Annotated in this window: 24 protein-coding genes and 1 riboswitch; of the genes, 8 read left to right on the top strand and 16 right to left on the bottom strand. The window is 38.8% G+C overall.

Going from position 1 to position 26,218, the window contains the following annotated elements; all coding sequences use genetic code 11:
- Positions 1-315: 315 nt before the first annotated feature.
- The 6 genes from ACWATA_RS20275 to aimA all read right to left on the bottom strand — a co-directional run bounded on the left by ACWATA_RS20275 (position 316) and on the right by aimA (position 7,930).
- Positions 316-759, bottom strand: a complete 444-nt coding sequence (locus ACWATA_RS20275; protein ID WP_014461480.1) for a hypothetical protein — start codon at positions 757-759, stop codon at positions 316-318.
- Positions 760-976: 217 nt separating this feature from the next.
- Complete coding sequence (gene ppc / locus ACWATA_RS20280; RefSeq protein ID WP_473050149.1) at positions 977-3,745, bottom strand: phosphoenolpyruvate carboxylase; 2,769 nt, start codon at positions 3,743-3,745, stop codon at positions 977-979.
- Between the two features lie 393 nt (positions 3,746-4,138).
- On the bottom strand, positions 4,139-4,648 hold the full coding sequence (locus tag ACWATA_RS20285; protein ID WP_034269490.1) for an acyl-CoA thioesterase: 510 nt from the start codon (positions 4,646-4,648) through the stop codon (positions 4,139-4,141).
- A 191-nt stretch (positions 4,649-4,839) separates the two neighbouring features.
- On the bottom strand, positions 4,840-4,977 hold the full coding sequence (locus ACWATA_RS20290; RefSeq protein ID WP_167387308.1) for a hypothetical protein: 138 nt from the start codon (positions 4,975-4,977) through the stop codon (positions 4,840-4,842).
- 130 nt (positions 4,978-5,107) lie between these two features.
- The gene (locus ACWATA_RS20295) at positions 5,108-6,154 is read right to left on the bottom strand and encodes a DUF5105 domain-containing protein (RefSeq protein WP_205689700.1); all 1,047 of its coding nucleotides are present in this window, start codon (positions 6,152-6,154) and stop codon (positions 5,108-5,110) included.
- Between the two features lie 180 nt (positions 6,155-6,334).
- Positions 6,335-7,930 (bottom strand): glutamate/serine transporter AimA, encoded by a 1,596-nt coding sequence (aimA, locus tag ACWATA_RS20300; protein ID WP_033578105.1) that lies wholly within the window; start codon positions 7,928-7,930, stop codon positions 6,335-6,337.
- Positions 7,931-7,986: 56 nt separating this feature from the next.
- Positions 7,987-8,065, bottom strand: a riboswitch (ZMP/ZTP riboswitch).
- A gap of 386 nt (positions 8,066-8,451) precedes the next feature.
- Here aimA and ACWATA_RS20305 point away from each other — a divergent pair.
- From ACWATA_RS20305 to ACWATA_RS20315, 3 genes are all read left to right on the top strand, one after another.
- The gene (locus ACWATA_RS20305) at positions 8,452-9,051 is read left to right on the top strand and encodes a cupin domain-containing protein (protein ID WP_080754378.1); all 600 of its coding nucleotides are present in this window, start codon (positions 8,452-8,454) and stop codon (positions 9,049-9,051) included.
- Positions 9,052-9,406: 355 nt separating this feature from the next.
- Entirely contained in the window at positions 9,407-9,610 is a 204-nt protein-coding gene (locus ACWATA_RS20310; protein WP_033578104.1) for a DUF3311 domain-containing protein, read from the top strand.
- On the top strand, positions 9,610-11,109 hold the full coding sequence (locus tag ACWATA_RS20315) for a sodium:solute symporter family protein (protein WP_033578103.1): 1,500 nt from the start codon (positions 9,610-9,612) through the stop codon (positions 11,107-11,109). Before ACWATA_RS20310 ends, ACWATA_RS20315 begins: the two co-directional genes overlap by 1 nt.
- A gap of 30 nt (positions 11,110-11,139) precedes the next feature.
- Here the strand turns inward: ACWATA_RS20315 and ACWATA_RS20320 are convergent, their stop codons facing one another.
- Together ACWATA_RS20320 and ACWATA_RS20325 are read right to left on the bottom strand one after the other, a co-directional pair.
- A complete protein-coding gene (locus ACWATA_RS20320) occupies positions 11,140-12,570 on the bottom strand; it encodes an alanine/glycine:cation symporter family protein (protein ID WP_033578102.1) in 1,431 nt (476 codons plus the stop codon).
- 103 nt (positions 12,571-12,673) lie between these two features.
- Positions 12,674-13,663 (bottom strand): glutaminase, encoded by a 990-nt coding sequence (locus tag ACWATA_RS20325; protein WP_028412290.1) that lies wholly within the window; start codon positions 13,661-13,663, stop codon positions 12,674-12,676.
- 266 nt (positions 13,664-13,929) lie between these two features.
- On the opposite strand from ACWATA_RS20325, the gene ACWATA_RS20330 reads away from it, so the two are divergent.
- Together ACWATA_RS20330 and ACWATA_RS20335 are read left to right on the top strand one after the other, a co-directional pair.
- Positions 13,930-15,180: an ATP-binding protein gene (locus tag ACWATA_RS20330; protein WP_033578101.1), complete on the top strand. Its 1,251-nt coding sequence runs from the start codon at positions 13,930-13,932 to the stop codon at positions 15,178-15,180.
- 4 nt (positions 15,181-15,184) lie between these two features.
- Positions 15,185-16,123, top strand: coding sequence for a response regulator (locus ACWATA_RS20335; protein ID WP_033578100.1), 939 nt, complete (start codon positions 15,185-15,187; stop codon positions 16,121-16,123).
- A gap of 39 nt (positions 16,124-16,162) precedes the next feature.
- On the opposite strand, the gene ACWATA_RS20340 is transcribed toward ACWATA_RS20335, so the two are convergent.
- The 8 genes from ACWATA_RS20340 to ACWATA_RS20375 all read right to left on the bottom strand — a co-directional run bounded on the left by ACWATA_RS20340 (position 16,163) and on the right by ACWATA_RS20375 (position 24,730).
- Positions 16,163-16,771, bottom strand: coding sequence for a malonate decarboxylase holo-ACP synthase (locus ACWATA_RS20340; protein ID WP_473050150.1), 609 nt, complete (start codon positions 16,769-16,771; stop codon positions 16,163-16,165).
- Positions 16,759-18,459 (bottom strand): biotin-independent malonate decarboxylase subunit beta, encoded by a 1,701-nt coding sequence (mdcD, locus tag ACWATA_RS20345; protein WP_473050151.1) that lies wholly within the window; start codon positions 18,457-18,459, stop codon positions 16,759-16,761. The genes ACWATA_RS20340 and mdcD overlap by 13 nt, the downstream gene beginning before the upstream one ends.
- Positions 18,446-18,748 carry a malonate decarboxylase subunit delta gene (locus ACWATA_RS20350; RefSeq protein ID WP_028412295.1) on the bottom strand — a complete coding sequence of 101 codons (303 nt, stop codon included), beginning with the start codon at positions 18,746-18,748 and terminating at the stop codon, positions 18,446-18,448. Before ACWATA_RS20350 ends, mdcD begins: the two co-directional genes overlap by 14 nt.
- 27 nt (positions 18,749-18,775) lie before the next feature.
- On the bottom strand, positions 18,776-19,633 hold the full coding sequence (locus ACWATA_RS20355) for a triphosphoribosyl-dephospho-CoA synthase (RefSeq protein WP_028412296.1): 858 nt from the start codon (positions 19,631-19,633) through the stop codon (positions 18,776-18,778).
- 5 nt (positions 19,634-19,638) lie between these two features.
- A complete protein-coding gene (mdcA, locus tag ACWATA_RS20360; protein ID WP_033578096.1) occupies positions 19,639-21,291 on the bottom strand; it encodes a malonate decarboxylase subunit alpha in 1,653 nt (550 codons plus the stop codon).
- Positions 21,292-21,328: 37 nt separating this feature from the next.
- Complete coding sequence (locus tag ACWATA_RS20365; RefSeq protein WP_033578095.1) at positions 21,329-22,255, bottom strand: ACP S-malonyltransferase; 927 nt, start codon at positions 22,253-22,255, stop codon at positions 21,329-21,331.
- Between the two features lie 262 nt (positions 22,256-22,517).
- Positions 22,518-23,474 carry an LLM class oxidoreductase gene (locus ACWATA_RS20370; protein ID WP_425204931.1) on the bottom strand — a complete coding sequence of 319 codons (957 nt, stop codon included), beginning with the start codon at positions 23,472-23,474 and terminating at the stop codon, positions 22,518-22,520.
- Between the two features lie 56 nt (positions 23,475-23,530).
- Complete coding sequence (locus ACWATA_RS20375) at positions 23,531-24,730, bottom strand: MFS transporter (RefSeq protein ID WP_014461498.1); 1,200 nt, start codon at positions 24,728-24,730, stop codon at positions 23,531-23,533.
- 328 nt (positions 24,731-25,058) lie between these two features.
- Between ACWATA_RS20375 and ACWATA_RS20380 the strand changes: the two genes are divergently transcribed.
- From ACWATA_RS20380 to ACWATA_RS20390, 3 genes are all read left to right on the top strand, one after another.
- Positions 25,059-25,427, top strand: a complete 369-nt coding sequence (locus tag ACWATA_RS20380) for a winged helix-turn-helix transcriptional regulator (protein ID WP_013055500.1) — start codon at positions 25,059-25,061, stop codon at positions 25,425-25,427.
- Positions 25,428-25,511: 84 nt separating this feature from the next.
- Positions 25,512-25,691 carry a hypothetical protein gene (locus ACWATA_RS20385; protein WP_028412301.1) on the top strand — a complete coding sequence of 60 codons (180 nt, stop codon included), beginning with the start codon at positions 25,512-25,514 and terminating at the stop codon, positions 25,689-25,691.
- Positions 25,691-25,888 (top strand): YwbE family protein, encoded by a 198-nt coding sequence (locus ACWATA_RS20390; protein WP_013055498.1) that lies wholly within the window; start codon positions 25,691-25,693, stop codon positions 25,886-25,888. The genes ACWATA_RS20385 and ACWATA_RS20390 overlap by 1 nt, the downstream gene beginning before the upstream one ends.
- Positions 25,889-26,218 lie beyond the last annotated feature (330 nt).

The following is a 26,218-nucleotide window of genomic DNA, read 5'->3' on the forward strand; positions in this document are numbered from 1 at the left end:
ATTCCGCAGCTTTTTCGTTCCGTAAAACAGACTATAAGCGCGCGAAGATTCTACATAATTGCAGATAGAGCGACCTTAGCACTTCATCTACAATAACAATACGTATTCATCGCTATTTTTTTAATCTCACTACCTAACCCTTGCATATTGAATAAAAAGCGGCCAGCCGCTAAAAGCTTTTCTGTCCACTGATTTCTCTTATTTTTACTTTATCAATTTCCCACTGAAAAATCTCTTGCTTTGTAAGCATCTCTCACATAATTTTTTCGGTTAAACGAATAAAAGCTGCGGTTTTTAAAACCGCAGCTTTCTTTATCATGAGCTCATATAACTGGCTGTATATTTTTTCGTCTGTTTTTGTATTTCTTGATTTAAATGTTTGAAAAATGAGAGCGTTTCTTCATAATCCGTCGCTTTTTCATGAAACTTCAATGTAAGATTTTCTTCAAACAACGTTTCTCCTTGATGACCGACCGCTTTTAGCTGAACATCTGTAACAATACCTTGCGAAATCGAACATAATAAATAATTAAAGCAATGAACCGGAACGATATGCATCAGATGGAAATCATCAATAGTTCTATCACTTTTTGTTTTCTTAAATTCCACAGTGAGTTCTTCCGGATGAATAAACACATTTATATGCTGTTTGGACAAACAAGTAGGATTCATTTTTTGTGTATACTCACAAAATTCCAGTCCAATAAATACAGAATTCTCGGAGTCAGCTTCAATGAAGATTTGCGAATTTTTTACCATTGTCCTCGTCCTCCATATTCAATCTAGTTACCCCACCACTAGCACTTGTTTGTAGAATATTACCAGTTCTTCTCTATTTTATCACTGATTTTTCTCAGTGCCTATTTAACAGACGGAAGTTCTCTTTAAAAGAGAAGGAACTGACAGGCAGTTCTTTATGTGAGAAGAATGAACAAAAGACACCTCTTTTGTTTTATTGAGGTGTCTTTTGGTATCATCAGCCTGTGTTACGCAATCCTGCTGCAATGCCGTTAATCGTTAATAATGCTTCTTTTAAAAGTTCTTCATTTAACGTTTCAGCCTCATCTTCACGCAGCTTGGAAATAACCTTAACTTGCAAGAAGGTTAGAGGGTCCACATACGGATTTCGTAATTTAATAGATTCTTTAATCGTAGGAAGATGATCCATTAATTCTTTTTGCCCCGTGATTTGAAGAATCATTTCTTTCGTAACATTATACTCTTTTTTAATAGCGGTAAAAATCCTCTCTGAAATAACCGGATCTTGTACCATTTCTGTGTATTCTTTTGCTGCCATTAAATCTGCTTTTGTTAAAGCCATTTGCAGGTTATCGACGGTCGAGCGGAAAAATGGCCATTCTTTATACATTTGCTGAAGAAGCTGTATATCTCCGGATTTCTCTACTAAATGCTGTAAGCCCGTACCTGAAGCGTACCAGGCTGGAAGCAGCTGTCTGCTTTGCGTCCATGCAAATACCCATGGAATTGCTCGCAAGTCTTCAAAGCGATCACTTCCTTTTCGACTCATTGGACGTGACCCAATATTTAAAGCCCCGAGCTCAGGAAGAGGTGTAGCTTGTTTAAAGTAGGTTAAAAAGTCTGGATCGTTGAAAACAAGCTCTTGATACTTACGTAACGAAGCAGTTGAAATCTCGTCCATTGTTTCTTCCCATTCATGTGTACGAATATCACATTGTTCAGCTTCTTGAGAAACATTTGCTGCCGCTGTAAGAAGAGCTGAGACCGCTTGTTCAAGGCTTCGGTAAGCAATGTCATATAAAGAGTATCTAGAAGAAAGAACTTCTCCTTGCTCTGTAATTTTAACACCGTCTCCTAGCGTCTCAACAGGCTGAGATAAAATGCTTCGGTTTAACGGGCCTCCTCCTCGGCCTAGTGAGCCGCCTCGGCCATGGAAAAACTTCAGACGAACTTGATACTTCCTCGCCATATCGTGAATTTCCTGCTGCGCTTTGTAGAGCTTCCAATTAGCGGTAAGCGTTCCTCCATCTTTGCTTCCATCTGAGTAGCCAAGCATGATTTCCTGCAAATCCTTCTGTTTTCTTAAGTGCTCTCGATAAAAATCTAATTGAAATAGCTGTTCCATAATCTTAGGACCTGCTGTGAGATCATCGATCGTTTCAAGCAGCGGAGCTATATTTAACTTGCTTTCAATGCGGCCATCTGCATGAAGGCGGTAAATACCCGCTTCTTTGGCAAGTACCATGACTTCTAACAAATCACTTGCAGACTGCGTCATACTGATTAAGTAGACTTCAATGGATCTTTCTCCAAATTCTTTATGTGCTCGATGTATCATGTTAAATACTTCAATTACTTGCTGCGTTTCTTTAGAGTAATTCTCTACAAACGATAGCACAGGTCTTGGGTCTTGAAGAACTTTCCCTAGCAGCTCAACTTTTTTCTCTTCTGTTAACGCTGAATAATCTTCAGCTAAAGAAACAGCATGGAAAATTTCTTTGATTGCCGCTTCGTGTTCTCCGCTGTGATTACGGATATCAAGCGTTGCTAAATGAAATCCAAACAGCTCAACTTGGCGAATTAATTTACACAAGCTTTTCAGCTGATAATCTTGAGGCTGATGCTTTTGCAAGCTATCTTTGATGAGAAACAAATCTTGTAAAAGTTCTTCCGACCTTTGATAACCTGCTTCCGACTCTCCAACTAAATTTAATTTATGAAGCATAATCGTAAGCTTGCAGCGATATACTTCGTGTTTGATTCTCCATCGCTTTTTCTCAGGCAGCAGCGATATTTCTTGATTAATAGAATCAAGAAGATTATCTGAAACTGCGACTCTTTTTGTAGACTGACTTAACCTTTGTCTCAATTGAGTAAGCGACTCTTTATATTTACGAATAGCTAACTTCCTTTGTTTGACAAGCGTTTGCCACGTTACTTTAGGAGTTACGTTTGGATTTCCATCTCGGTCTCCGCCAATCCATGAACCAAATCGAAGAATATTAGGCACTTTCCAATTTTCTTCGGGGTAATTCTCCTGCAATGAATTTTCCAATTCCTGATGAAGTTGAGGAAGCACTTCAAATAACGTTTCATCAAAATAATATAATCCATTGGATACTTCATCCATTACGGTTGGCTTGCGATCTCGCAGTTCATTTGTTTGCCATAAAATTAACACTTCGCTAAACAGTCTTTCTTCAATTTCTGTACGTTCACGTTTTGTTAACGTTGAATTATCCAAGTTTTTCAGAAGCTCAGCCATTCGTTTATGAATATCAAGGACACTTCGTCTAGTGGCTTCTGTTGGATGTGCCGTGATGATAAGCTCAAGTGATAAAGTTTGAAGCAAATTAGCAATTACATCCGGCGCCACGCCATTATTTTTAAGCGAAACAACGGCGCTTTCCAATGAACCCGGCTGCATAATAGAATCTTCTTGCTGCTGATATTCCCGTCTGCGACGAATTCGATGATTTTGCTCTGCAATATTAACTAAATGAAAATAAACGGCAAATGCCCGAATAACCTGCGCGCGCATCGGCTGTTCAAGAGTAACGATTTCATTTTTTATTTCTTTATAGATGGCTTCATCTTTGTTTTCTCTAAGTGATTTTGCCACTTCGCGTATTTTTTCTACTTTGTTGAGCAGTTCTTCTCCACCTTGGTGAACCAGAACTTTCCCTAACAATTGACCGAGAAATTTTACATCACGGCGCAGGGCAGTGCTGCTGTTTTGTCTTTCTGCTGCTTCTACTGTTACCATTAGACACGACACCTTTCTTTATAAATGTTGTACTTTTTAAACTTTTTAGAAAATTATATTAAATTCATATTACCATGAACGAAAATAAATTTCATATAATTTTGTTTCCTCCTCTCGATTAGGAGGAAAGATTCATCAAATATAAAAAAGAGGATGAGGCATAACGAAATGAATCCAATCCTAAGACGAACAAATGGGATACATAAGCCGAACCGCTTGTGACACCGCAGTTGATTGGAAGACTTCACCTCTCCTTTCAATCAACTGCTAGAAAGAACGAAACAGCTGAAACCTACGTTCACCATAACAAAAAAAACGAACCACTAATCAAACGTGTTGATCAGTGGTTCGTTTTTCACTTGAGCTAAAATACTTTTCAGCCTCTCTTTTATGCTACCAAGGTTGTCCTAAATCCAACACTGAGGCTAGTTCATTGCTTTTTTTACGCACTTGTTTACGTGTGGCAGCACGATCTGCCCCCGTTTGAAACAGATATCTTTCTTCTTCTGTTTCTGGAATAAGCTCCGGTACTGCGCGGGGCTTTCCATCATCATCCATTGCCACAAAAGTTAAAAATGATGTAGCTGCAATTTGACGCTCCCCGGTTTTTAAATTTTCTTTAATCACTTTCACAAACACTTCCATGGATGAACGACCTGTCCATGATACGTATGACTCCAAACATACAGAATCCTGAGGCGTAATAGGGTGCAGAAAGTGAATAGAGTCTGCTGAAGCCGTCACACACTCTGTACGACTGTGACGATAAGCTGAAATGGACGCAATCATATCAATATCACTCATTAATTTTCCGCCAAATAACGTATTGTGATTATTAATATCATTAGGGAAAATGCGGCTCGTTCGAACGGCCTTTGTATCTTTACAATAATTTGCTTTCATTAGTAAGAACCTCCATTGATGCCTATCATAATAAGAATAAAAGAATGAATGAACCTATACTAGCATATTTCGATAAATTTAGCTTTACAAAAAACTCGTTGATTTATTTACAGAAAACAAAAAAGAGGTTGAGACATAACGAAATAAATCCAATTGAAAGACGAACAAATGAGATACATGAGCTGGACTGCTTATGACACCGCAATTGATTTCCGTGCAAGGCTTCGCTTTCCGCGGGCGGGCGCTGAGCCTCCTCGTCGCTTACGCTCCTGCGGGGTCTCACCTGTTCCGCTTTTCCCGCAGGAGTCTTCGCCTTGCCCTCCAATCAACTGCTAGAAGGAACGAAACAAATAAAACGATATGCACCATCGCAAAAAAACGAACCACTCATCAAACAGATTGATGAATGGTTCGTTTTTTACTTGGGCTCAACTATTTTTGTCCTAGCCTCTTTTTTGTCTATCGAATGTAGCTTGATCCAAACGTTTTACCTAAAGAGTCACTGTATAGGTCACTTGACTTCACAGTCCATTTCCCATCTTCTTTCACCATAAAAATTCGTAGCGGACGACTTCCTTCTTTCGTTTCTAATTCATTTACAATATCTTTGAATTTAGAAGCCGCAAACTCTTCAGAGTGTTTTGTATCGTAATCTTTTGTTTCATCTGTATATGCTCTCTTAAGCTGCGATACGTATGAATATAAGTCTGATAAATTAACAGTAGTGTACTCCACTTCTACTACAGCTTTATTATTTGCATTGGCAATTACATTTGTCTTTACGCTTGCTTTTTCTTTCAAAACATCTTTATACATGTTAAAAAAATCTTTTTTTGCTTTATCGGTTAAACTATTAGAAAACGCACCTTTTAATTCCTCATTAAACGCTTTTTTCTGTTCTTCTATGACAGCTGTTTTGTCCGCTGTTACATATTTATCATAATCTACATTTTCTTTGTTTAAGTAAAGAACTTCCGTGTAAGCTTGCAGAGCTTTTTCTGGGTCTTGCAGCTTATTATAGCTTTTCGCGTATTTCTTCGTATCCAGTGTTAATGTTACTTCGTCAATTTCTTCATCATAATCAGATGATTTTGGCTGAAGCCCAATTTTGTACTTTTTATCTTTTTTGACTTCAAAGACGAACATTAATTTTTTTTGCTTCCCAGCGCCAATCTTGTCAGATGAACTGCTTTCTAGTCCAAGTTCCCTACTGTTCACTCCCGTTTTTGGAGATAATTGTTCATCTCCTTCATATAAATACACACCGTCGTAATCCGATAAAGATATACTGTTTTTGGATACATTTTTCACTTTTAAATCAACTTTCAACAACCCCTTTTCTTCACTTGTAGCTCCTTCATCACTATCTACTAAAATATAAGAAGCGCTGTCAATAGATGCTTCAATCGCCTTATTTTTAGCCGAAGTGGATCCTCCCGTTTCCTTAGAACTGTTACAAGCCGCTAATACTAGCATAAGTACAAAAACCAAAGCCAAAACATTCATTTTTTTCACAGCTGTCCAATCCCCTTTATTTTGTTTTTTTAGAACTTTATCCCAAATAAAGGTTCCCTCTGTGTAAATCCTTAAACCTTAAAATCTATGTTTTTTACAATATTTTGATAAAAACTAAGTCTAAATTCTCCATTCATCTAAATAAAAACACGAGCACCGGCTCGTGTTTTTTTATTTAGATTTAAAATTTTCTTGATTGATTTGTTCAGCTTCTTTCATATATCGGTTAGATTTGCCACTTTTAATTCCCCAGTAATAAAAGGCTAATGATACGCAAGCAATCACTAGCATATCCCATCCGAAAGGTAAAATATTTTTGCCTCCGAATTTTTCGCTTCCTATGTAGGAAATAAAAATCATGCACGCTAAATAGATAAGCATCCAAGCCCCGGTTAAAAATTCTTTTTTAAAGCCCACCCATTTATTTTTCGCTTGGTAATAAAAATAAACTGGCAGGCCAATTGCCATAATAAAAATCACTTCACCTGTAAGTGGCCACCTTGCCCAGTAAAGCGTCAAAGAAGCAAAAACGAAGCTGCATGGCGCAATAACTGATGCCCCTTTTAAATAAAATGGACGGTAAAAGTGTGAAGCCGTTTTTCTTAATGTTATAAGCGCTACAGGGCCCATAATATAGGAGATAAGCGTCGCTACTGAGATCACTTCTGCTAAGACACCCCATCCTCTAAATAAAAAGAGAAACAAAAAGCAGGCTGCTAAATTTAGCCACATAGCTGGGCGCGGGACATTGTAAAGTGGATGAAGAGTACCAAATATCTTTGGCAAATATCCATTTTGCTGCATCCCGTATAACATTCTAGAAGTCGTTGCCGTATATGTAGCACCTGTGCCGGAAGGAGAAACAAATGCATCTGCGTATAACACAATTGTTAGCCAGTTAATTCCAAGCGCAATCGCTAAATCAGCAAAAGGAGAATTAAAATTCAAATGATTCCATCCATTCGCAATTGATGACGGACTTACTGCTCCGATAAAAACAATTTGTAATATAATGTATACAATTCCAGCAATAAAAATTGAACCAATTACAGCTACCGGAATCGATTTATTAGGTGACTTTGCTTCTCCTGCCATATTTACAGGACTTTGAAACCCGTTAAATGCAAACACGATACCTGATGTTGCCACTGCCGTTAAAACACTCGCCCATCCGTAAGGTGCTACCCCATGCTCACTTGAAAAGTTCCCGCTATGAAAACCAGCAAAAAATAAAGCCCCTGCCGTTAAACCAGGAATAATTAATTTAACAATCGTAATAAATGAGTTTGCTTTAGCAAAGAGATTTACCGTCCAATAGTTCACAAAAAAGTAAATGAATAATAACAGAGACGCAACTGCCAACCCCTTGGACGTTAAAATGCCATTGTCTACTAATTCATGAGTCCAGCGAGCCCATTTCCACGGCCAAGTACTCATATATTGCACAGATGCAATAGCCTCCACTGTTATCGTTGAAGCGATTGAAATCCAGTTAGCCCAAGCAGCCAAAAATCCAATAAATGATCCGTGTGAATACTGAGGATATTTAACCATCCCCCCTGCTTGCGGAAACATCGCGCCCAGTTCAGCGTACGATAGGGCAATGGTCAAAATAACTACCATTCCAATAACCCATGAAAAAATAGCCGCGGGTCCTGCAATTTGAGCTGCTTTCCATGCTCCAAACAGCCATCCTGAACCGATAATCGAACCTATGCCTGTCATGGTTAAAGCAAATGTTCCCATCTTCCTTTGCATATTGCTCATCCAAATCTACTCCTCTTCCCTAGGAAAATAAAAAAAACACTTGCGAAATTTTCTCAAGTGTTTGCCCAGGCGCGCGGCTTATACGCTATATGCTCCCCCATGGTCATCCATGTTGCGCCAGTCACATATAGGAATATATTTTTTATCAGTATATAACATTCATTACTATTACTCAATACACAAAAATGTTTACATTACTTTTACAAAAGTAATGAATTATTCGTAAAATTCCGAATAAATCTTCTTAAAATCTCTTCCTAATTACAAAAAACAACTAAAACTCTAACCTTGCTTATTATTTGTTTCTTTTACTTCACGAGCATATCATCTTCTAAAAATTATATTAATATATATTATTCATTTACAAAATACGAATTAACATCTATATATCCATAGAATTCTTGCACTAGCCCCTTTACTTATATACAATATGAAGAAAAGATACTAAAGTAAACTGCCCACCACTTAGCTACGCTTGAAGTGGGAGACTTCTTTTGGGAAAACGTTAACACCTACATATCATGCACTTCGCAACGAATGAAGTACTTCGAGCAAACTTCTCTGTTTACGCAAGCAAAAAACAGGGAAAATTACGAAAAAAGATTGTTAGAGGGATGCTTATGAATTATGCAAATGTAAAAGTTCTTTATTTTGATGACGACGGAACCATTCCAAATCACCCTCGTCTTCCAGTTTTGTTGTATGAACACGTATTTATTAGTAAGAAAGAGAAAGTAGAGAGCATTTTTAATTCTCACAACTGGAAAAACAGCTGGGTAGGCGGCATATATGATTTTCACCATTACCACAGCAATTCTCATGAAGCACTAGGTGTAATTAGCGGATCTGCACGCTTAAAACTAGGTGGACATATGGGAGAAAATATCGTGGTGCATGCTGGGGATGTACTCGTACTCCCTGCAGGTACAGGACATATGCGTCTGCAGTCAACTGCTGATTTTAAAGTGGTTGGAGCTTATCCAGAGGGCATGGATTACAACTTACGAACAGGAAAACAAACGGATCGCCCTCACGTATTTGATGAAATTGCACAAGTACCTATTCCTACAACAGATCCTGTTTATGGCGACAAAGGACCATTGACAGAGTGGTGGAACTAGACAAGCACTTATTGTCTAGTTTTTTTATTTGCTCGTTTTTATAGCTTCCATAAATCTATATTTGAACATACAAATTCTTTTTCTTTAATGCAATAGCAATATACTTTATCTCATCGAGAAAACTACCTTTCTTCTTTTCCGTTCTTTTTTTGTTTCAAAGGCAACTGCGCTTAAGTTCTCCCCTGCTTTTTCTTCCCTAATCATTTCAAATATCTTCTTCTCATACCCTTTTTTTGTTTTTCTAAAAAAATTTTCGTAATTTATAACGAAATTTTCAAAAAACTTATTGCTTTACTATGTCAGACTTGCTATCATAGTGAACATTGTTAGATAAATTTTAGAGGAGGAGTAAAAATTGAACAGAAAATTCATAATATTTATTTTATTCATCATTCCGTTTATTGCTCAATTCGCTTTTTTACCTTTTGTAAATAACATTCATCCAATTATTTTTGGGTTACCTATTTTGCATTTATGGTTATTTTTATGGGTCTTCTTAACGCCTGTGTGTACATTTATCATTTATCGTTTACAAAAATCTTGGGGGGACATTGAATAATGCAAGGAAATTTAACCGCACTTTTAATCACATCAGCAATTGTTCTTGTCGTTATCGCCATTGGCTTTATAGCAGGACGTGACAAATCATCTAGAAGCTCCGTTGAAGAGTGGGCTGTAGGGGGAAGACGTTTTGGAAGCCTGCTCGTCTGGCTTTTAGTAGGAGCAGATTTATATACTGCTTATACATTCCTAGGTCTTACAAGTACAGCTTATCAAGGAGGAAGCATCGCATTTTTTGCCATTCCTTACTCTGTTTTAGCCTTTTTAATTTCATACTTTTTTCTTCCAAAACTTTGGACTGTTGCTAAAAAGCACAAACTTACTACACTTGCTGATTATGCTAGAGAACGTTTTAGCAGTAAATTTCTCTCCTCTTTAATTGCCATAGTAGGTGTATTGATGCTTATTCCATATATCGATCTTCAGCTTAGCGGTATTCAAGATACTCTTCGCGTTGCAGGAACTGGCTACATTAATGTAAAAGCTGTCGTTATTCTTTCATTCTTTCTTGTGGCTCTTTATACTTTTTTCAGCGGAATTAAAGGTCCCACTTATACGGCAATTATTAAAGATATTTTAGTATGGGCGATTATGTTATTTATGGTTGTTTCTCTGCCAATTATGCATTTTGGAAGTTGGGGCAACATGATTGACAATGTTGCAAAGGATGCACCTCAGCTATTAACGATCCCAACACAAGGACCTAAGGGCATTCCATGGTTTATTACAGCATCACTCGTATCTGCTTTAGCTTTATTCATGTGGGCCCACGCTGCTACAGGTGTTTTCACTGCTAAAAGTGCAGATTCGCTTCGTAAAAATGCTGTCTTCTTACCTCTTTACAATATTGTTTTAATTCTAGTGATCTTCTTAGGGTTTATTGCTTATCAAGTATTACCTCAAGATACAACGGATCCTAGATTAGCATTATTAACCTTGATTCAATATTCATATGGTGGCATTGGCCAAGGGTTAGCTTATGCAACGATTGCTCTTGCTTCATTAATTCCATGTTCTATCATGGCGATCGGAGCGTCTAACTTATTTGCAAATAATATATTTAGAGATTTAATTAATCCAAATGTACAGGGTAAAACATTAACAATGGTTACTCGTTCTATGGTTTTTGTTGTTATTGGACTGGCACTTTTATTCGGTTTATTATTCCCACAAGCACTTGTTTCCCTACAGTTACTAGGGGTATCCGGCATGGTACAAATCTTCCCGGCTATTGTTATCAGCCTGTTTTGGAGAAATCAATCGAAAGAAAGTACGATTGCTGGATTAGTAGTAGGGCTGGTTGTAACGTTTACCGTTCATGCCACAGGAAATTCATTTGGCCTTTATGAAGGGTTCTGGGGATTATTATCTAACCTACTCGTAGTTTTTATTTTAAATCCAATCTTTGCTGCAAAAACCAAAGCAGCAACAAATGGCGTGAAAGAAACATTATTTTCTCAAGGCACTACGCAAACTGAATTAAAGAAAAACGCATAAAAAAAGTTCAGCCAACTGGCTGAACTTTTTTTAGATAATATTCTCTTTTTCAGAAGGGGAGGAAGTCGATTCTCTTTCCCAACATTCAATATTTTGATTGTTTTCTAACGCATCTTTATAAAAGACTGGATTTTTTCCTGCCTTTTTCTGCTGAGTATAGTCATGCAAGGCAGAAAACGCCACTTTCGATAATAGAAAAATAGCAATTAAGTTCACCACTACCATCATCCCCATAAATAAGTCTGCCAAATTCCATACAAGCTGAAGCTGAGCGACCGATCCAAAAATAACCATCGCTAAAACACCTACACGATAAGACCAAAGCCACATCTTATTTGAATTTAAAAATTCAATATTCGTTTCTCCATAATAATAATTGCCAATTAACGTACTAAAAGCAAATAGAAATACCATGATAGCTAAAAATCCTGATGCCCAAGAACCGATATGTGTACTAAGAGAAGCTTGCGTTAATTCAATGCCGCTTAGTCCCTGCTTATAGGCGGGGGATAAGAGAACGATAAATGCTGTGCTTGTACAAATCACAAGTGTGTCCGTCAAGACACCAAATGCTTGGATAAGACCTTGTTTAACTGGGTGACTCGTCACTGCAGTTGCCGCCGCGTTGGGAGCACTTCCCATCCCTGCTTCATTGGAAAACAGTCCGCGCTTTACTCCGTTGATTAACGTTGCACCAATTGATCCCCCAAGCGCCTGTTCAAATCCAAATGCATTTTTCACAATTAGAGATAGAACGGCAGGCATTTGATCAATATTTTTAAAGATGATGAACAGAGCCATTCCAATGTATAAAACGGCTAATACGACAACGATGTATTCCGATATCTTAGCGATGCGTTTGATCCCGCCAAAAATAATTATCGCAAATATAACTGTCATAATAATCCCAATCAATAAGCGGCTCGTTCCGAAAGAGTTCTCAAATGCCAGCGTAATCGTATTAGATTGCACAGCGTTAAACACCAGGCCAAATGACAGTGTAATGAGTACAGCAAATAGCCCGCCCATCCATCTTTTATTTAACCCTTTTTCCATATAGTAAGCGGGTCCTCCTCGAAATCCGTTTGACCCTTTTACCTTATAGATTTGAGCGAGTGTACTTTCTACAAAACTTGATACTGAACCGATAATGGCAATAATCCACATCCAAAATACAGCACCCGGGCCACCAAGAGCAATAGCAATCGCTATACCGGTAATATTTCCTGTTCCTACTCGAGCTGCCATGCTTATGCAGAAAGCTTGAAACGGGGAGACTCCCCCATCTTTAGCCGCTCGTCCTTCTTTCAAAACAAGTACCATTTCTTTCAACATGCGAAACTGCAAAAAACGAGAGCGGATCGTAAAATAAATACCGATTGATACAAGTAAAATAATTAATAAATTCGACCAAAAAAAATCATTGATGACACTAATTACACTTTCGATTGCTTGTTGCACGCCTATCACCTCATTAAAAAATTTGGTAGAACAAATGCAAAACATGAAAGTTTTTTCTCTTGGTGTTTATATTATTGAAGCGAATGAATAGTACGTAAATAGACTAAAAAATACTCAAATCCCATTCTTTTGCGATTTTTTTTAGCAGCGTAACGCCTTTTACGCTATTCCCGTACTCATCAATAGCTGGACTGTAAATTCCGATACCGCATCCGTCTGGAAATGGAGACTGCTTTTTCGTATTAGGTGGCACCAATGACATGATTCCTCCTGATACACCGCTTTTAGCTGGCATACCAACAAATGCCGCAAACTTTCCTGAGGCATTATACATACCGCATGTAAGCATAAGCGCTTTTGTTAATTTAGCTACTTCTTTTGGAATTACTTGTTTGTGAAACACTGGATGATATCCGTCTAATGATAGAATTAATCCGATCAGCGCAATATCTTCAGTCGTTACTTCAATTGAGCACTGCTTTAAGTAAACCTCTAGAACTTCTTCTACTTCTCCTTGTAAGTAGTTTGTTTCTTTTAAATAGTAGGCAAGCGCACGATTTCGATGAGACGTTTGCCATTCTGATTCAAAGACGGTTTCATTAATGAGTGGTGTTTTCCCAGTAAGCATTGTTATTACATCAAACAAATAGCTTAGTTTTTCTTTTGCCGTCTCTCCAGATAAAAGAGATGAAACCGTTAAAGCACCGGCATTAATCATAGGATTGAACGGCTTTCCTGGTTTATGCATTTCCAGTCTTATAATAGAATTAAATGCATCTCCAGTTGGCTCTACATCTACTCTCTCTAGTACGTAGGGAATGCCGCAGCATAAGCAAGCTGCTATAAAGCTAATGACTTTAGAAATACTTTGAAGAGTAAATACCGCTTCATAATCCCCAGACTGGATAACCGTTCCGTCAGCACCAATCAAACAAATACCTAATTGAGACGAGTCCATATCTTTCAGAGCGGGGATATAATCAGCCGTTTTTCCTTCTGACGAAAATTCTTTTATTTGCTCTACCCACTCGTGTAACTGCTCTTTTGCAGTGACCTGTAAGTAAGACATTTCCTGTTCAATTTCTCTTTTCATTAAAATCACCTCATCACTTCATTAACTTTTTATTTTAAAGCGCTTTCATAAAGCGGGATTTCATTTTCGTTTTTAATGTACAATGCAACCTACGAGAGCATACAAAAACCTACAAAACTTTTTGGAATTATATTTTTATCTTTGGTACTCTTCTCCATTGTGCTGGACGCTGTCACAATGTATACTAATTCACGAATCACTTCAGGAGGTGTAATTATCTGAATTTTAAATCTTTCATTCGAAAAGATCCGTACATTTTATTGCTCATGCTCATTACTGTTCCGCTGGCGGGAGAGCTAAAATTTTATCCGTTAAATGAAACATTTCGAATTACATTTGGAGCTCCAACATTTTTCTTTTTCCTATTGCTTTTAAAACGGAAAACCGTTTTATCTGGCGGCTTGTTAACCGCTTTAAGCGTCGTTCTCTTTCGCATCATGCTCGATTATATCACGCTCGATCATTTTCAATTTGCGGCTTCTGCACATACGCATTACCCTACGTTTTTCTTTTACTTTACGTATGCACTTTTATTTTTTATTTTTAAAGTAAGCCGCATGAACTATAGTGCTATTGTGATTGGATTAATTGGACTCATCATTGAAATAGCTGCTGATATAGTCGAACTAACTGCGCAGTATATCGTTTTGCACACAACCATTCATATCGATTCATTATCCGACATGGCCGTTATTGCTTTTGCTCACAGCTTCATTGTACTTAGCTTTTTTAATATGATGACAATTTATGAATCACAGTCACGAGAACGTCAAATTCGCAAACAAAATGAGCACATGCTAATGCTTATTACAAGCCTTTATGAAGAAACCGTTCATTTAAAAAAGACCCTTCATAATACAGAAGTGATTACAAAAGCCTCGTACGATTTATACCGTGTATTACATCAGCAGGAAAAAGATCATTCTGTGCTTAACCAATCGCTCAGTAAAAAAGCGCTTCGGATTGCCGGAGATATTCACGAAGTAAAAAAAGACAACCAGCGTATTTTTGCGGGCTTATCTAAAACAATTTCAAATGAAAGTTTCCAAAATTATATGAAAGCAGAGGAATTAATCGAGCTGATCGTACGCATCAACAAAAAATATGCCGATTCTCTTCACAAACAAATTAGCTTTTTTTCCTCTGTCACCGGGGAACATTTCAGCTACCACGTTTACACAATTTTATCGATCATTAATAACTTGGTAGCAAACGCAGTGGAGGCGATTAAAGATGAGGGAATGATTGTTTTATCCGTACATAGACAAGCTGAATTTGTAGAATTTCATGTACAAGATGATGGTCCTGGCGTGCCTTTGAAGTACGAAAAAGCTATTTTTGAACCTGGTTTCACCTCAAAATACGATCAATTTGGAAATCCCTCTACTGGAATTGGCCTTTCTTACGTAAGAGATATTGTTCAAGAACTTGGAGGTACGATTGAAGCTAAACAAGGAGATAAAGGGATGATTTTTATCATTCAAATACCTCTTTGTAGTCTAATTCAGAAAGGATGAGTTTATGCGATTTTGTATTACAGATGATGATTCAGCCATTCGTTCAACGCTCAGTCAGCTGATTGAAGATGAGGATTTAGGAGAAGTTGTAGAAGAAGTCGTAGACGGCAGCTTTTTAGATGCCTCTACGTTAAATTTAAAGCAAATTGATATTTTATTTATTGATTTACTTATGCCAGGACGAGATGGAATCGAAACGATCCGTCATTTAAAAGATTCATTTAAAGGAAAAATGATTATGATTTCACAGGTAGAGTCCAAAGAATTAATAGGAGAAGCCTATTCATTAGGAATTGAATACTATATTACAAAACCAATTAATCGAATTGAAATTTTAACGGTTATTCGAAAAGTAATTGAACGAATCTCTCTTGAGAAATCAATCGATGATATTAAAACCTCCTTGAATAGTTTAGCGACAGCCCATCACGCTCCCCCTTCAAGCCAGCCGATAACGAAACAAGCCCATCTATACGATGTAGGGAAATTCTTATTAGCCGAATTAGGTATTGTAGGAGAAAATGGTGCAAAAGATTTACTGGATATTTTACAGTTTCTGTACACTTATGACCAAAGAGAAAGTGTGGAAAAACATTTCCCTTCTCTAAAAACTATTTTTGTGAATGTCGCTGAGAAAAAATTGGGAGCTCACGCGTCTTCTATTGAAATTAATCGTGAAACCAAGGCTTGTGAACAGCGAATAAGACGAGCAGTTACTCACTCACTGAATCACTTTGCTTCTATTGGATTAACAGATTTTTCAAATCCAAAGTTTGAAAATTATGCTTCTAAGTTTTTTGACTTTACAGCCGTTCGTAAAAAAATGAAAGAACTGCAGGGAGATTCTAAAATTTTGCCGATTCGCATTAACACCAAAAAGTTTATTCAAATATTTTTTCTTGAAGCCAAGCGTTTGTTAAGCCAAGAAAAAAGCTGGTATTGACAGAAAAGACGGAAAAGGTGCAAATCCCTCATCCGTCTTTTATGCTAATTGATTCAGTTTTACTAAGGCAGGACCATATACAGTACGCAGAAGCAGCGTCTCTTCGCCTTTTGCGTATTCCGCTAGAGAAAAGGCTCCTTTTTCTGTTTCTACCTGTACATCTACAGAAACTGGGCATCTCTTTAGCTTACTGACTATCATTTCCGCTTGTTTCACCGACAAATAAGAAGAAAGGCGAATAAGTACATCTAAATCACTGGTTGTCGTGACAACTTCTTCACCGCTTGCAAGCTCGAACCCTACACTGCCGGTTGGTCCCCACGCAAATTTTTCAAAAATAATAGCCACCTCTTCCAAAGCGCGTATAGCTGGCATGTTTCTAGACTGGGCGTTTTGAAAAAATGAAACGAGATTTTCCGGCCTAATTGTTCGTTTAATGGCCTCCTCAGATAAAAAAGCACCAAAACGCTGATTCCTTCGTTCTCCTCTTACTCCAATAGGTATCAGTTTATCTCGGTGAACAGCACGCCTTACCACTACAAATGGAGCCTTGGCTAATGAATATTCCACCCACTCGGGGATAGGTGTATAACTGATAAGCTTTGCTTCCTCTTTTAACTGAAGCAAATCATGAGCTATATATTCCATTGTTTTTCCAACTCACCTCTTACCCATAAAGAAGCTTTTCGCCCTTCCTTTCTTGCTTGCTCACTGTGCAGCCGGCTGCTTAAATCGTATACACCTTCACAGCGAACATCTTCTACTGCTCCAATTAAAATATCTTGAATCATTTGAACGTCGCGCTCTGTGGGCTGCTCTGCTTGAATACCGCTAACCAGCTCATATAAAGCGCCAAGTGAAGCAAATGATTTAATATCATAAGCCATGGACGGGACTTTCTTTGAAGCTTCCTCAAGTTCTTTTATACTTCTTTTAGTAATGCGCGCTGCCGACTGTTTGGACATGGCGTGAACATTCACTCCTTCGTCTTTTAAAGCCAAAATTCGATTCGATTGGTATCCATGAGCCAAAAATGCTCCTGAAATTGCTTTTCCGACAATTAACGTAATAACCGGATGACCTGCTAAGCGCGCTGCTGCATAAGCATCAGCTGCAGCAGCGCAAGCATAGTGAATACCTAGAAGTTCTTCATGATAGCCATACGCTTGACTCGGTACGTCCACAATGGCAATTATAGGGCGCGGAGATTGATTTCGATCTTCTTGTATTACTTCACGAACGTGCTTAGCAATTGCCCATCCTTCATCTAGTCCTACTTCGCCTTTTCGTGCACGTAAGAAACGATTATAAGGATTAGGTACAACCGATATATATCGGACCTTTTCTCTTCCTAGCAGTGCGTCTTTATAAAGAACGGAAGGAATTTCAAAATCTGCTTCTTCATCATTTATTAAAGCGTTAATCCACACGCGACCGCGGCTGTTAGGCATGCTACCTGGAACTTCGTTCAACGAGTAAGAGACTGCTGAAGGGATATGTTCATTTTTTGTTGCTTTATACAATTCTTGAAATTGATAAGGAGCCATTTTTTCTGAAGGATCAACCTTGCTAAGCAAATGCCTATAAAAATCTACTTGTTCTGTTTTACTAGCTACTTTTTCTTTTTTTTGAAACGTCTCTTGAACCGCTCGTTGAATAACAGTAACATCATCCTGTGCTAATGTATCTGCAAACCCCGTTTCATAGCGTTGAATACCGCCAATCGTTTTCCAGATTAAGCTTCGGTCTCTTGCATCAAACTCTTCAACCCCCGCTTCTTGTTCGATCACTTCCGGGCCGTTAAGACCAAACCTTGCTTCTTTTGTCATAATGAGATAACTAAAGAGTGAAGCAGTGATAGACATTCCTCCAAAGCAGCCTACATTTCCTGAAATAACTCCGACAACAGGTGTATGCTCACGCAGAGCAACTACCGCTGAGCCAATTTCAGATATCGACAAAAGTCCATAATTCGCTTCTTGCAGCCTTACCCCTCCTGTATCGAATAGAAAAACAGGTCTAACAGGAACACCTTTTTTGTGATTATTAAGAGCTAATTCTAAAGCTCCTGCAATTTTAGCTCCCGATACTTCACCAATGCCTCCCCCTTGAAATCCTCCTTCTATTGAAATGACAACTGCTGGCTCCCCTGCTATTAGCCCACTTGCTATGATGACACCATCATCGCTTTGAGGAACAATATTTTGCTTAGGTAAATGAGGCGACTCGATCCCGTCAAAAGGGCCGAGCAGCTCACGAAATGTACCTTGATCTAAGATTGCCTGGGCTCGTTCTCTTCCATTTAACTCAATAAAGCTTTGATTATTCACTCCCATTTTCACTCACCTCCAAAGCTTGTGCAAGACGCAAAGCGACTACACCGGGCGTAGCACCGAAATCATTAATTACAATTTTCGCTTGAATCATATGAGCACTAAAAAACCGATCTAATACGGCTTTCCAGGTTTCACTAAACCCTTCACTTCCTGTTCGTACTGATACGTGAGCATGTTCTTCATCAGAAGGAACCATTAAGATTTCTAAATCCCCTGAACCAACAACGCCTACATGTGCGCGCTGAGTTAACTTTCGATCGGCTTTGTATTTAAACACTAACGTTTCCATTAGCCACTCACTCCTCCCTGCAGACGTTTATGATTCTTTAAAAAGAGATATTCGATCTAAAAATAATACAGCAGCCAGCAAATCTGCACTTCCACCTGGAGAAGCGTTAGATGATAGAAAAATATGATCTAACGCTTCCAGCCGCTGTTTTCCTATTGATGTAGATACCCCTCCAACTTCTAACACATTGGATGCCGCCATTTTAACCTCCTCTAATACAACTGGACCAGCACGATGCAAAATACACGTATCATCAAGATTGGCGATTAGTGTTACTAAAGTATCAATCCGCGCTGATGTTTCATGTATGCCTAGCTTGCGAGCCTTATGTAAAGCAGGCAAGCCTATATGAATCACGTGAGGAAATCCTTGCTTCGCCTCTCCAGCCGCTCCTTTTGCGCCATACTTTTTTTTCACACGAAGTCCATTAGATGAATGCAGAGTACAAAAGCGATCTGCATAACGAGCAATTTTTCCTGCAGCTTCTGTGATGGATGCAGGTGATGCTTGAATACCGCAAACCGCTGTTGCAGAAGCAAGTAGACCTAATGCCCAAATAGCTCCCTTGTGTGTATTGACACCATCCGTAGCCGCGTACATAATTTGTTCACCTTCGCGTCCAATTCGAGCAATTTCTTCCCTTAGCATCTGACTCGGCTGCTTTCCTTGACTATATAATGCAATCTGTGAGAAGGTCGGTTGTAAAGCATAAGCAGAGGCTAGCAGCGTCTCAATATTCATATCTTGATGAGATCCAGTTGTTGCTGCATCTACAAGCCCCGGCTTAGGTGTAAGTACCGCTTCATCAACCAAAGCGGTAACTGCCATTTTAGCTATCAGGCATGAAGAAAACACAGTTGTTTTTGGCTCTTCTTGAATACGCATATTTTTTACCAGCTCCTAAATTTAGCAGGCGGATTATATAAACCATCTGACCATTCTACTAAATCTTCTACACTTTTCGCCGCTAACAGCGAACGCTTTGCTTCCGTACGGCGAATCTGTAAATCTTCCGGAAAAGCCACTAAGCCATCTCTGCGCATTCTTTCCACTTTATTTTGGTTGTGCCGTAACCCTATAGGCGTTACCCCCGCTACTGCTTCAAGCGCTGCTTTTCTTTCTTCCAAGCTTTGTGCTTTATATAAATAAGCAATTCCTTCTTCAGTCACGACATGTGTCACATCATCCCCGTAAATCATGACAGGAGCAGTAGCTAAGTTTGCTTGTTTAGCTACATTTACCGCATCCAAAGACTCAACGAAAACAGGCTCATTTCCTGATTGAAAGGTTTCAACCATTTGTACAACTAGCTTTCTGCCTCTTGCTAATTCATGCTTATCGTTCATCATATCCAACCAAGCAGACGTAGAATGCCGTCGGCCTCTAGGATCATGCCCCATGTTAGGCGCTCCGCCAAACCCTGATAAACGTCCAGATGTGACGGTAGAAGAATTTCCTTCTCCATCTATTTGCAAAGTTGATCCCACGAAAGCATCTACCGCATATTGACCAGCGACTTGACACATCGCACGGTTTGAGCGCAGGCTGCCGTCGCGTCCTGTAAAAAATACATCTGGACGGGCTGCTGTGTATTGTTCCATTCCTACTTCTCCACCAAAGCAGTGTACGCTCTCAATCCATCCGCTTTCAATAGCCGGAATTAACGTAGGGTGAGGGTTCAGAGCCCAGTTCTTGCATATTTTACCTTTCAGCCCTAACTTTTCTCCATAGGTAGGCAGCAAAAGCTCAATTGCAGCTGTATTAAAGCCAATGCCATGATTTAATGATTGTACGCTGTGGCGCTCATAGATACCTCGAATCGTCATCATAGCCATTAGAATTTGGAGCTCTGTAATATGACGAGGATCTCGGGTAAATAAAGCTTCCAATTGATAAGGCTGATTGGCCACGACGATACAATCAATCCAAGAAGCCGGAATATCAACTCGCGGAAGTTCTTCAACAAGTTCATTTACCTGCACAATGACAATTCCGTCCTTAAACGCTGTTGCTTCGATAATCGTCGGCGTTTCTTCCGTATTTGCTCCTGTATATAAGTTACCTTGTGCATCCGCTTTATCGGCAGCCACTAATGCGATATTGGGAATTAAATCAATGAAAAGGCGTCCGTAAAGCTCTAGATATGTATGAATTTCTCCCATTTTCAACGTGCCATCTTCAATCATTTGAGATACGCGAAGACTTTGAGCACCGGCGTACGAAAAATCAATTTTTTCAGCAATTCCTTTCTCAAATATGTCGAGGTGTTCCGGGCGTGAAATACTAGACATAATCATATGAAGACCGTTTATTTTATCAGCGCTTACTTCATTCAGCGCCTTTGATAAAAAAGATGCTTGCTTTTGATTGTCTCCTTCAAGCACTACTTTATCTCCGGGTGATATAAGCAATTCTAACGCTTCAATAATGTGTTCATTATCCAATAACTTTCCTTTAAGAAGTTGGTCTATTTTCGCAAGGCGAGCTGCTTTTTGATCTCGGCGGGTTGTCCATGATTTTGAAGTTTTTTTTATTCCACTCATGTTCTAGCTCCTTTCTTCTACTCCTAAATTAATGCGCTTACATTTTTTCTTTCTCCATTAAAATTAACACAGATTTCATAGTAGATTCGGCTGCAGAAATAGCCCTTGCTTCCGGAAAGCTCTTAGCAGTCAAATCCGTTAGTACTCTTCCTGGAGCCATTTCAATATATAATCTTGTACCCATTTCATACATAACTTCCGTCATATCATGCCAACGGACGGGCAGGGCAACACTCGCTGCCAGATCTTCCTTAATATCAGCAGCTTTCCATAATTTCCGAGCTTTACAATTACCTATAAAAGGAACGATCGGGTCTTTTCCTTTCACTTCCGTTATTATTTTTCGTAATTCGCTCGAAACTCCTTCCATAAGAGGACAGTGAGAAGGCACCGTTACATGAAGCATTTTGGTTTTCCTAGCCCCTTTTTTAGATGCTTTTTCAAGAACTTCCTCAATTGCTTTTAAGGTGCCAGAAAGCGTTATTTGATCAGGAGCATTTAGATTCGCTACGTAAACAGGAGCTGCATCGGTGGATATTTCATGTACAATAGAGAGAAGCTGATGTTCGCGCAGTCCCATTACAACCCCCATACCATAACCATCAGGATAGGCATTTCCCATCAGTTCCCCTCTTTTTCCCACAAGAAAAAGAGCTTCTTTAAAAGATAACACTTCAGATATAACTGCTGCTCCAAACGCCCCTATTGAATGCCCTCCTACCACGTCTGGCGAGTAACCTTTGTTTTTAAACGACCTAGCCGTAGCCACTCCTGCAATAAAAAGACATATCTGAACATTTTTATTATATTTTAATTTTTCTGACGAATCTAACGATAATACGTCTTGATTTAAAGCCTCACTTGCTTCTTCAAACGTAGTCGTTAATCCCCATTTATTTTTTATATCATGAAGCATACCAGCATATTGTGCACCTTGTCCTGGAAATAGAAATGCAACACTCATCGTGTTTCTCCTTTCGACTTTATATCACCCAAGGAGATAATGGATACTTTTATTATAAAGAACATAGAATCAATAACTCTAATACATATTTCTTATATATCCTATAACTTGAAATCTATATAAAAAAAGAGTTAGACATAACGAAATCAATGGAATCTGGAATCTAAAGATGAGCGAATTGGATAAATGAAAAAATCCGAACGATTCATCGTTCGGATTTTCCTTTAAGTAAACTGCTTTTGTCTCAGCCTCTTTTTGTTTGCTACATATGAGACGGGAAATGCGGAAGCACTTCTTCACCAAGCTCATGTATGACTTCTTCAGCCGGACGCTTACTATCAAAAAGAGCAAAAAAGAGATGGTTAACTCCTATTTCTTTATAAATAGAAAGAAGCTCAATTAATGTATTACGCCCTGCTCGAAATCCTAAACGAATTGGCGTTGGCATTTCATTTGGATCTTCTGCCAAATCTAGATGCATAGGTTGTGTAAAAGGTTTAAAAACGCCTGGATGATAGATATCAACCAGTTCTCTCCACTGTTTAATGGCTTCTGCTTGAAAATGCGGATGACGAGGATAATACATCCAGCCGTCTCCATGCTGTGCAAACCACTCCATATTTTGCTGGCTGTATCCCGTGATCATAGTTGGAATACGTTTCGTTGGCTTAGGAACAACATTTGCTCCTTGAATGGACCCCAAAGCAGACTGGATAGATGGAAATTCTTTATTTAACGCTTCTTCTAAATAATGAAAAGCCTCTGTAAATCGCTTTCCTCTTTCTTCATGAGGAATACCTAACCCTCGAAAATCTGCTTGACGGTCTCCAGAGGATACGCCCATAATCAAACGCTCAGGAAAAAGCTGATCAATGGTTGCCATTTCTTTAGCTACACGAAGCGGATGGCGTAAAGGCAGCACAATAGCAGATGTACTGAGAGCAATTTCTTTTGTTTGACTGGCAAGGTAAGTCAAATAAATAAGCATATCATAAATTTGACCCGTGGCTGGATCGCCAAATGATGGATCTTGAAGAAGAACATCACGGAACCATAAGCTTGTAAATCCATATTGTTCTGCAAGCTGCGTGAGCTCTACTTGTTTCTCCATCGTAGGCGTGGCATACTGATAATTTTCAAGCGGCATATGCAAACCTAACGTTAACTCATTTTCCTTGTACATACGACGATACGCCTTATGATGTTGAAATGTAGTCATTTGCTTCCTCTCCTTTTATAGCTAAGAGATCATCGCAAAAGGCGATGATCTCTGTTTTATTTTGCTTTTGCTTCTATTGAGCGGCTCCATGCGGTTAATAAGACCGCTCCTAAAACCATCACTCCTCCAATCCAAGGAGTATGAACAAGACCAATGGAATCAACAATCAGGCCGCCTACAAAAGAACCAATAGCAATTCCAACGTTAAATGCAGCAATATTCAGCGCAGAGGCTACGTTTACTGCTGAAGGAACATACTTTTCAGCTAAGTTCACGACCAGCACTTGCAGTCCAGGTACGTTCATAAATGCCAATAAGCCCATGGCAAAAATCGTAATTGTTCCCGCTACTTTAAACGATGCAGTAAACGATAAAATAACTAAGATAACGGCTTGAATTAAAAACATCCAAAATAATGCTTTTAACGGATTTTTATTCGCAGCTTTTCCTCCAATCGTATTTCCGATGGCTACTGCTACGCCGTATACTAATAGCAAGATACTAACTGCGCTTGGTGCGTATCCTGTTAACTTTTCAAGAATAGGTGCTAAATACGTATAAGCTACAAACGTTCCGCCATAACCTAAAGCAGTAATAGCAAACGATAGTAAAAGCGGCCCGTTTTTCAAAATTTTTAATTGATCACTAAACTTTGCCGGCGGCGCTTCTTTTAAGTTTTTAGGCACTAAAAGAGCACTGGCAATAATGGCAATAACGCCAAGTAACGCTACTCCCCAAAATGTTGCTCTCCAGCCGAAAGCTTGTCCGATAAATGTACCAAGTGGAACACCTGTAACAGTTGCAACTGTCAAACCTGTAAACATTAAAGCAATGGCACTTGCCCGCTTATCTTCCGGCACCAAATCAGCAGCGATAGTCGCACCGATAGAAAAGAAAATCCCGTGTGAAAATGCAGTAATAATTCGTGCTATAAGCAGCAGCCCAAAGCTTGTTGATAAAGCTGCTACTGAGTTTCCTACGATAAAAATAACCATTAATAGCATCAGCAATGATTTTCTGCTCATTTTACTTGTTAATGCTGTTAATACGGGCGCTCCAAATGCAACTCCCATTGCGTACCCTGAAATTAATAACCCTGCTAGTGTAATGGAAATATTTAAATCATCTGCAAGCGATGATAATAAACCTACTGGAACAAACTCTGTTGTCCCGATTCCAAAGGCGCTAATAGCTAGCGCTAATAGCGGCAAAGCACCGCTTTTTTTACTTTGTTGTGTTTGTGAAAGTGTATTCACTTCTTAACGCCTCCTGTTCGTTATAATAACTTTTTATAATAGCTTCTCTTACAGCTGATTAGCTTAGGTACCCTTCATATATTCGCTAACCGGCCATCAACAATTGTTATTATGAGCGATGTAGAACCAAAGAAAAAGTACGCACTTTCAAGTGATATAGGTACCTGGAGGTTACAATAAGCGTAAATACTAAAGTCATGAACTATTGGGTATTCTAAAAAAATGCTTACACCTAGAAAATTCTGCGCTATAGTGGTATGATAAACATCAGAAAAAATGCGAAACCATGCATTTAACCGTTATCTCTAGAACAAGGAGAGTTGTTAACGTGAAAAAATATAATATTCCAGTGGAAGCGGCACTAGAAGTCATTGGAGGCAAGTGGAAAGTCGTTATTCTTTGCCACTTAATTAAAGGGACAAAACGCCCTGGAGAATTAAAAAGAATTATGCCGCGCGTTACACAAAAAGTATTAACGCAGCAGCTTCGTGAGCTTGAAGCAGACGGCATCATTGTTAGAAAAATGTACAATGAAATGCCGCCTCGAGTAGAATATTCTTTAACAGATTACGGATGGTCTTTAAAAAGCATTCTTGATTCACTATGCTCTTGGGGAGAACATCATATTGAAAAAACGTACCCTGATAAAGAAGCTGTACTTATGCAGCCTGTAGAAGAAGTCACTGTTTCTAATTAAAAAAAGCTGACTAGATAGTCAGCTTTTTCATTCCCTTACTTTCTTTGTTTTTTCAGACGATGTACGTATTCAGGAGGAACCTTTATGACAGAACAACTTAAAAAGAAAATTAGCCTTCAAGATGCTATCAAACAGCAGCTTGCTAATAAGAAAAATCAATCTTCAAGTAAAGCTAAGAACGGCAGTACCAATCAAGCAACCAAAAAGCTGACGAGTCAACAAACCAAAAAAACGAATAATCAGCGAAAGAGAACAGGTGTATAATGAACGGACAAAATAGAAAAGACGTAGCCCCTGGAATTGAAGTCGACATTGTTTTAAAAGCAGATCAGCGTTCTGGAAAACTTACACACGGAACGGTCAAAGACATTCTGACCAATTCAAGCTTTCACCCGCACGGTATCAAAGTTCGTTTAACAGATGGACAAGTCGGACGCATAAAAGAAATTTACCCAAATTAAAAAAGCATGTATTTTACATGCTTTTTTAATTTACACTTCAAATAAATCTACTTATCATTTCCTACTTTTGTTAAAATAAAGAAGCACTGTCGTCCCCTTTCTTTCCCTTGGGAACTCACGCAAGGAAAAAAAAGGTGGTGGATAGTCTGAGACGAATCCTCAAGTCATTTTTCCTAGATGCTGAGAATGTTCAGCTCCTAACGGCTTACGTGGAGCTTTTAGGAGCCATAGTCGCTCTTATTTTGCTATTTTTCCAGTAGTAAAATAAGTAATCACCGATAAGTATCGTCTAAAGGGTTCTTCATCCATAAGGCTCGTGTGCTGATTGTC

The organism is Priestia sp. USM5, from assembly GCF_058323215.1.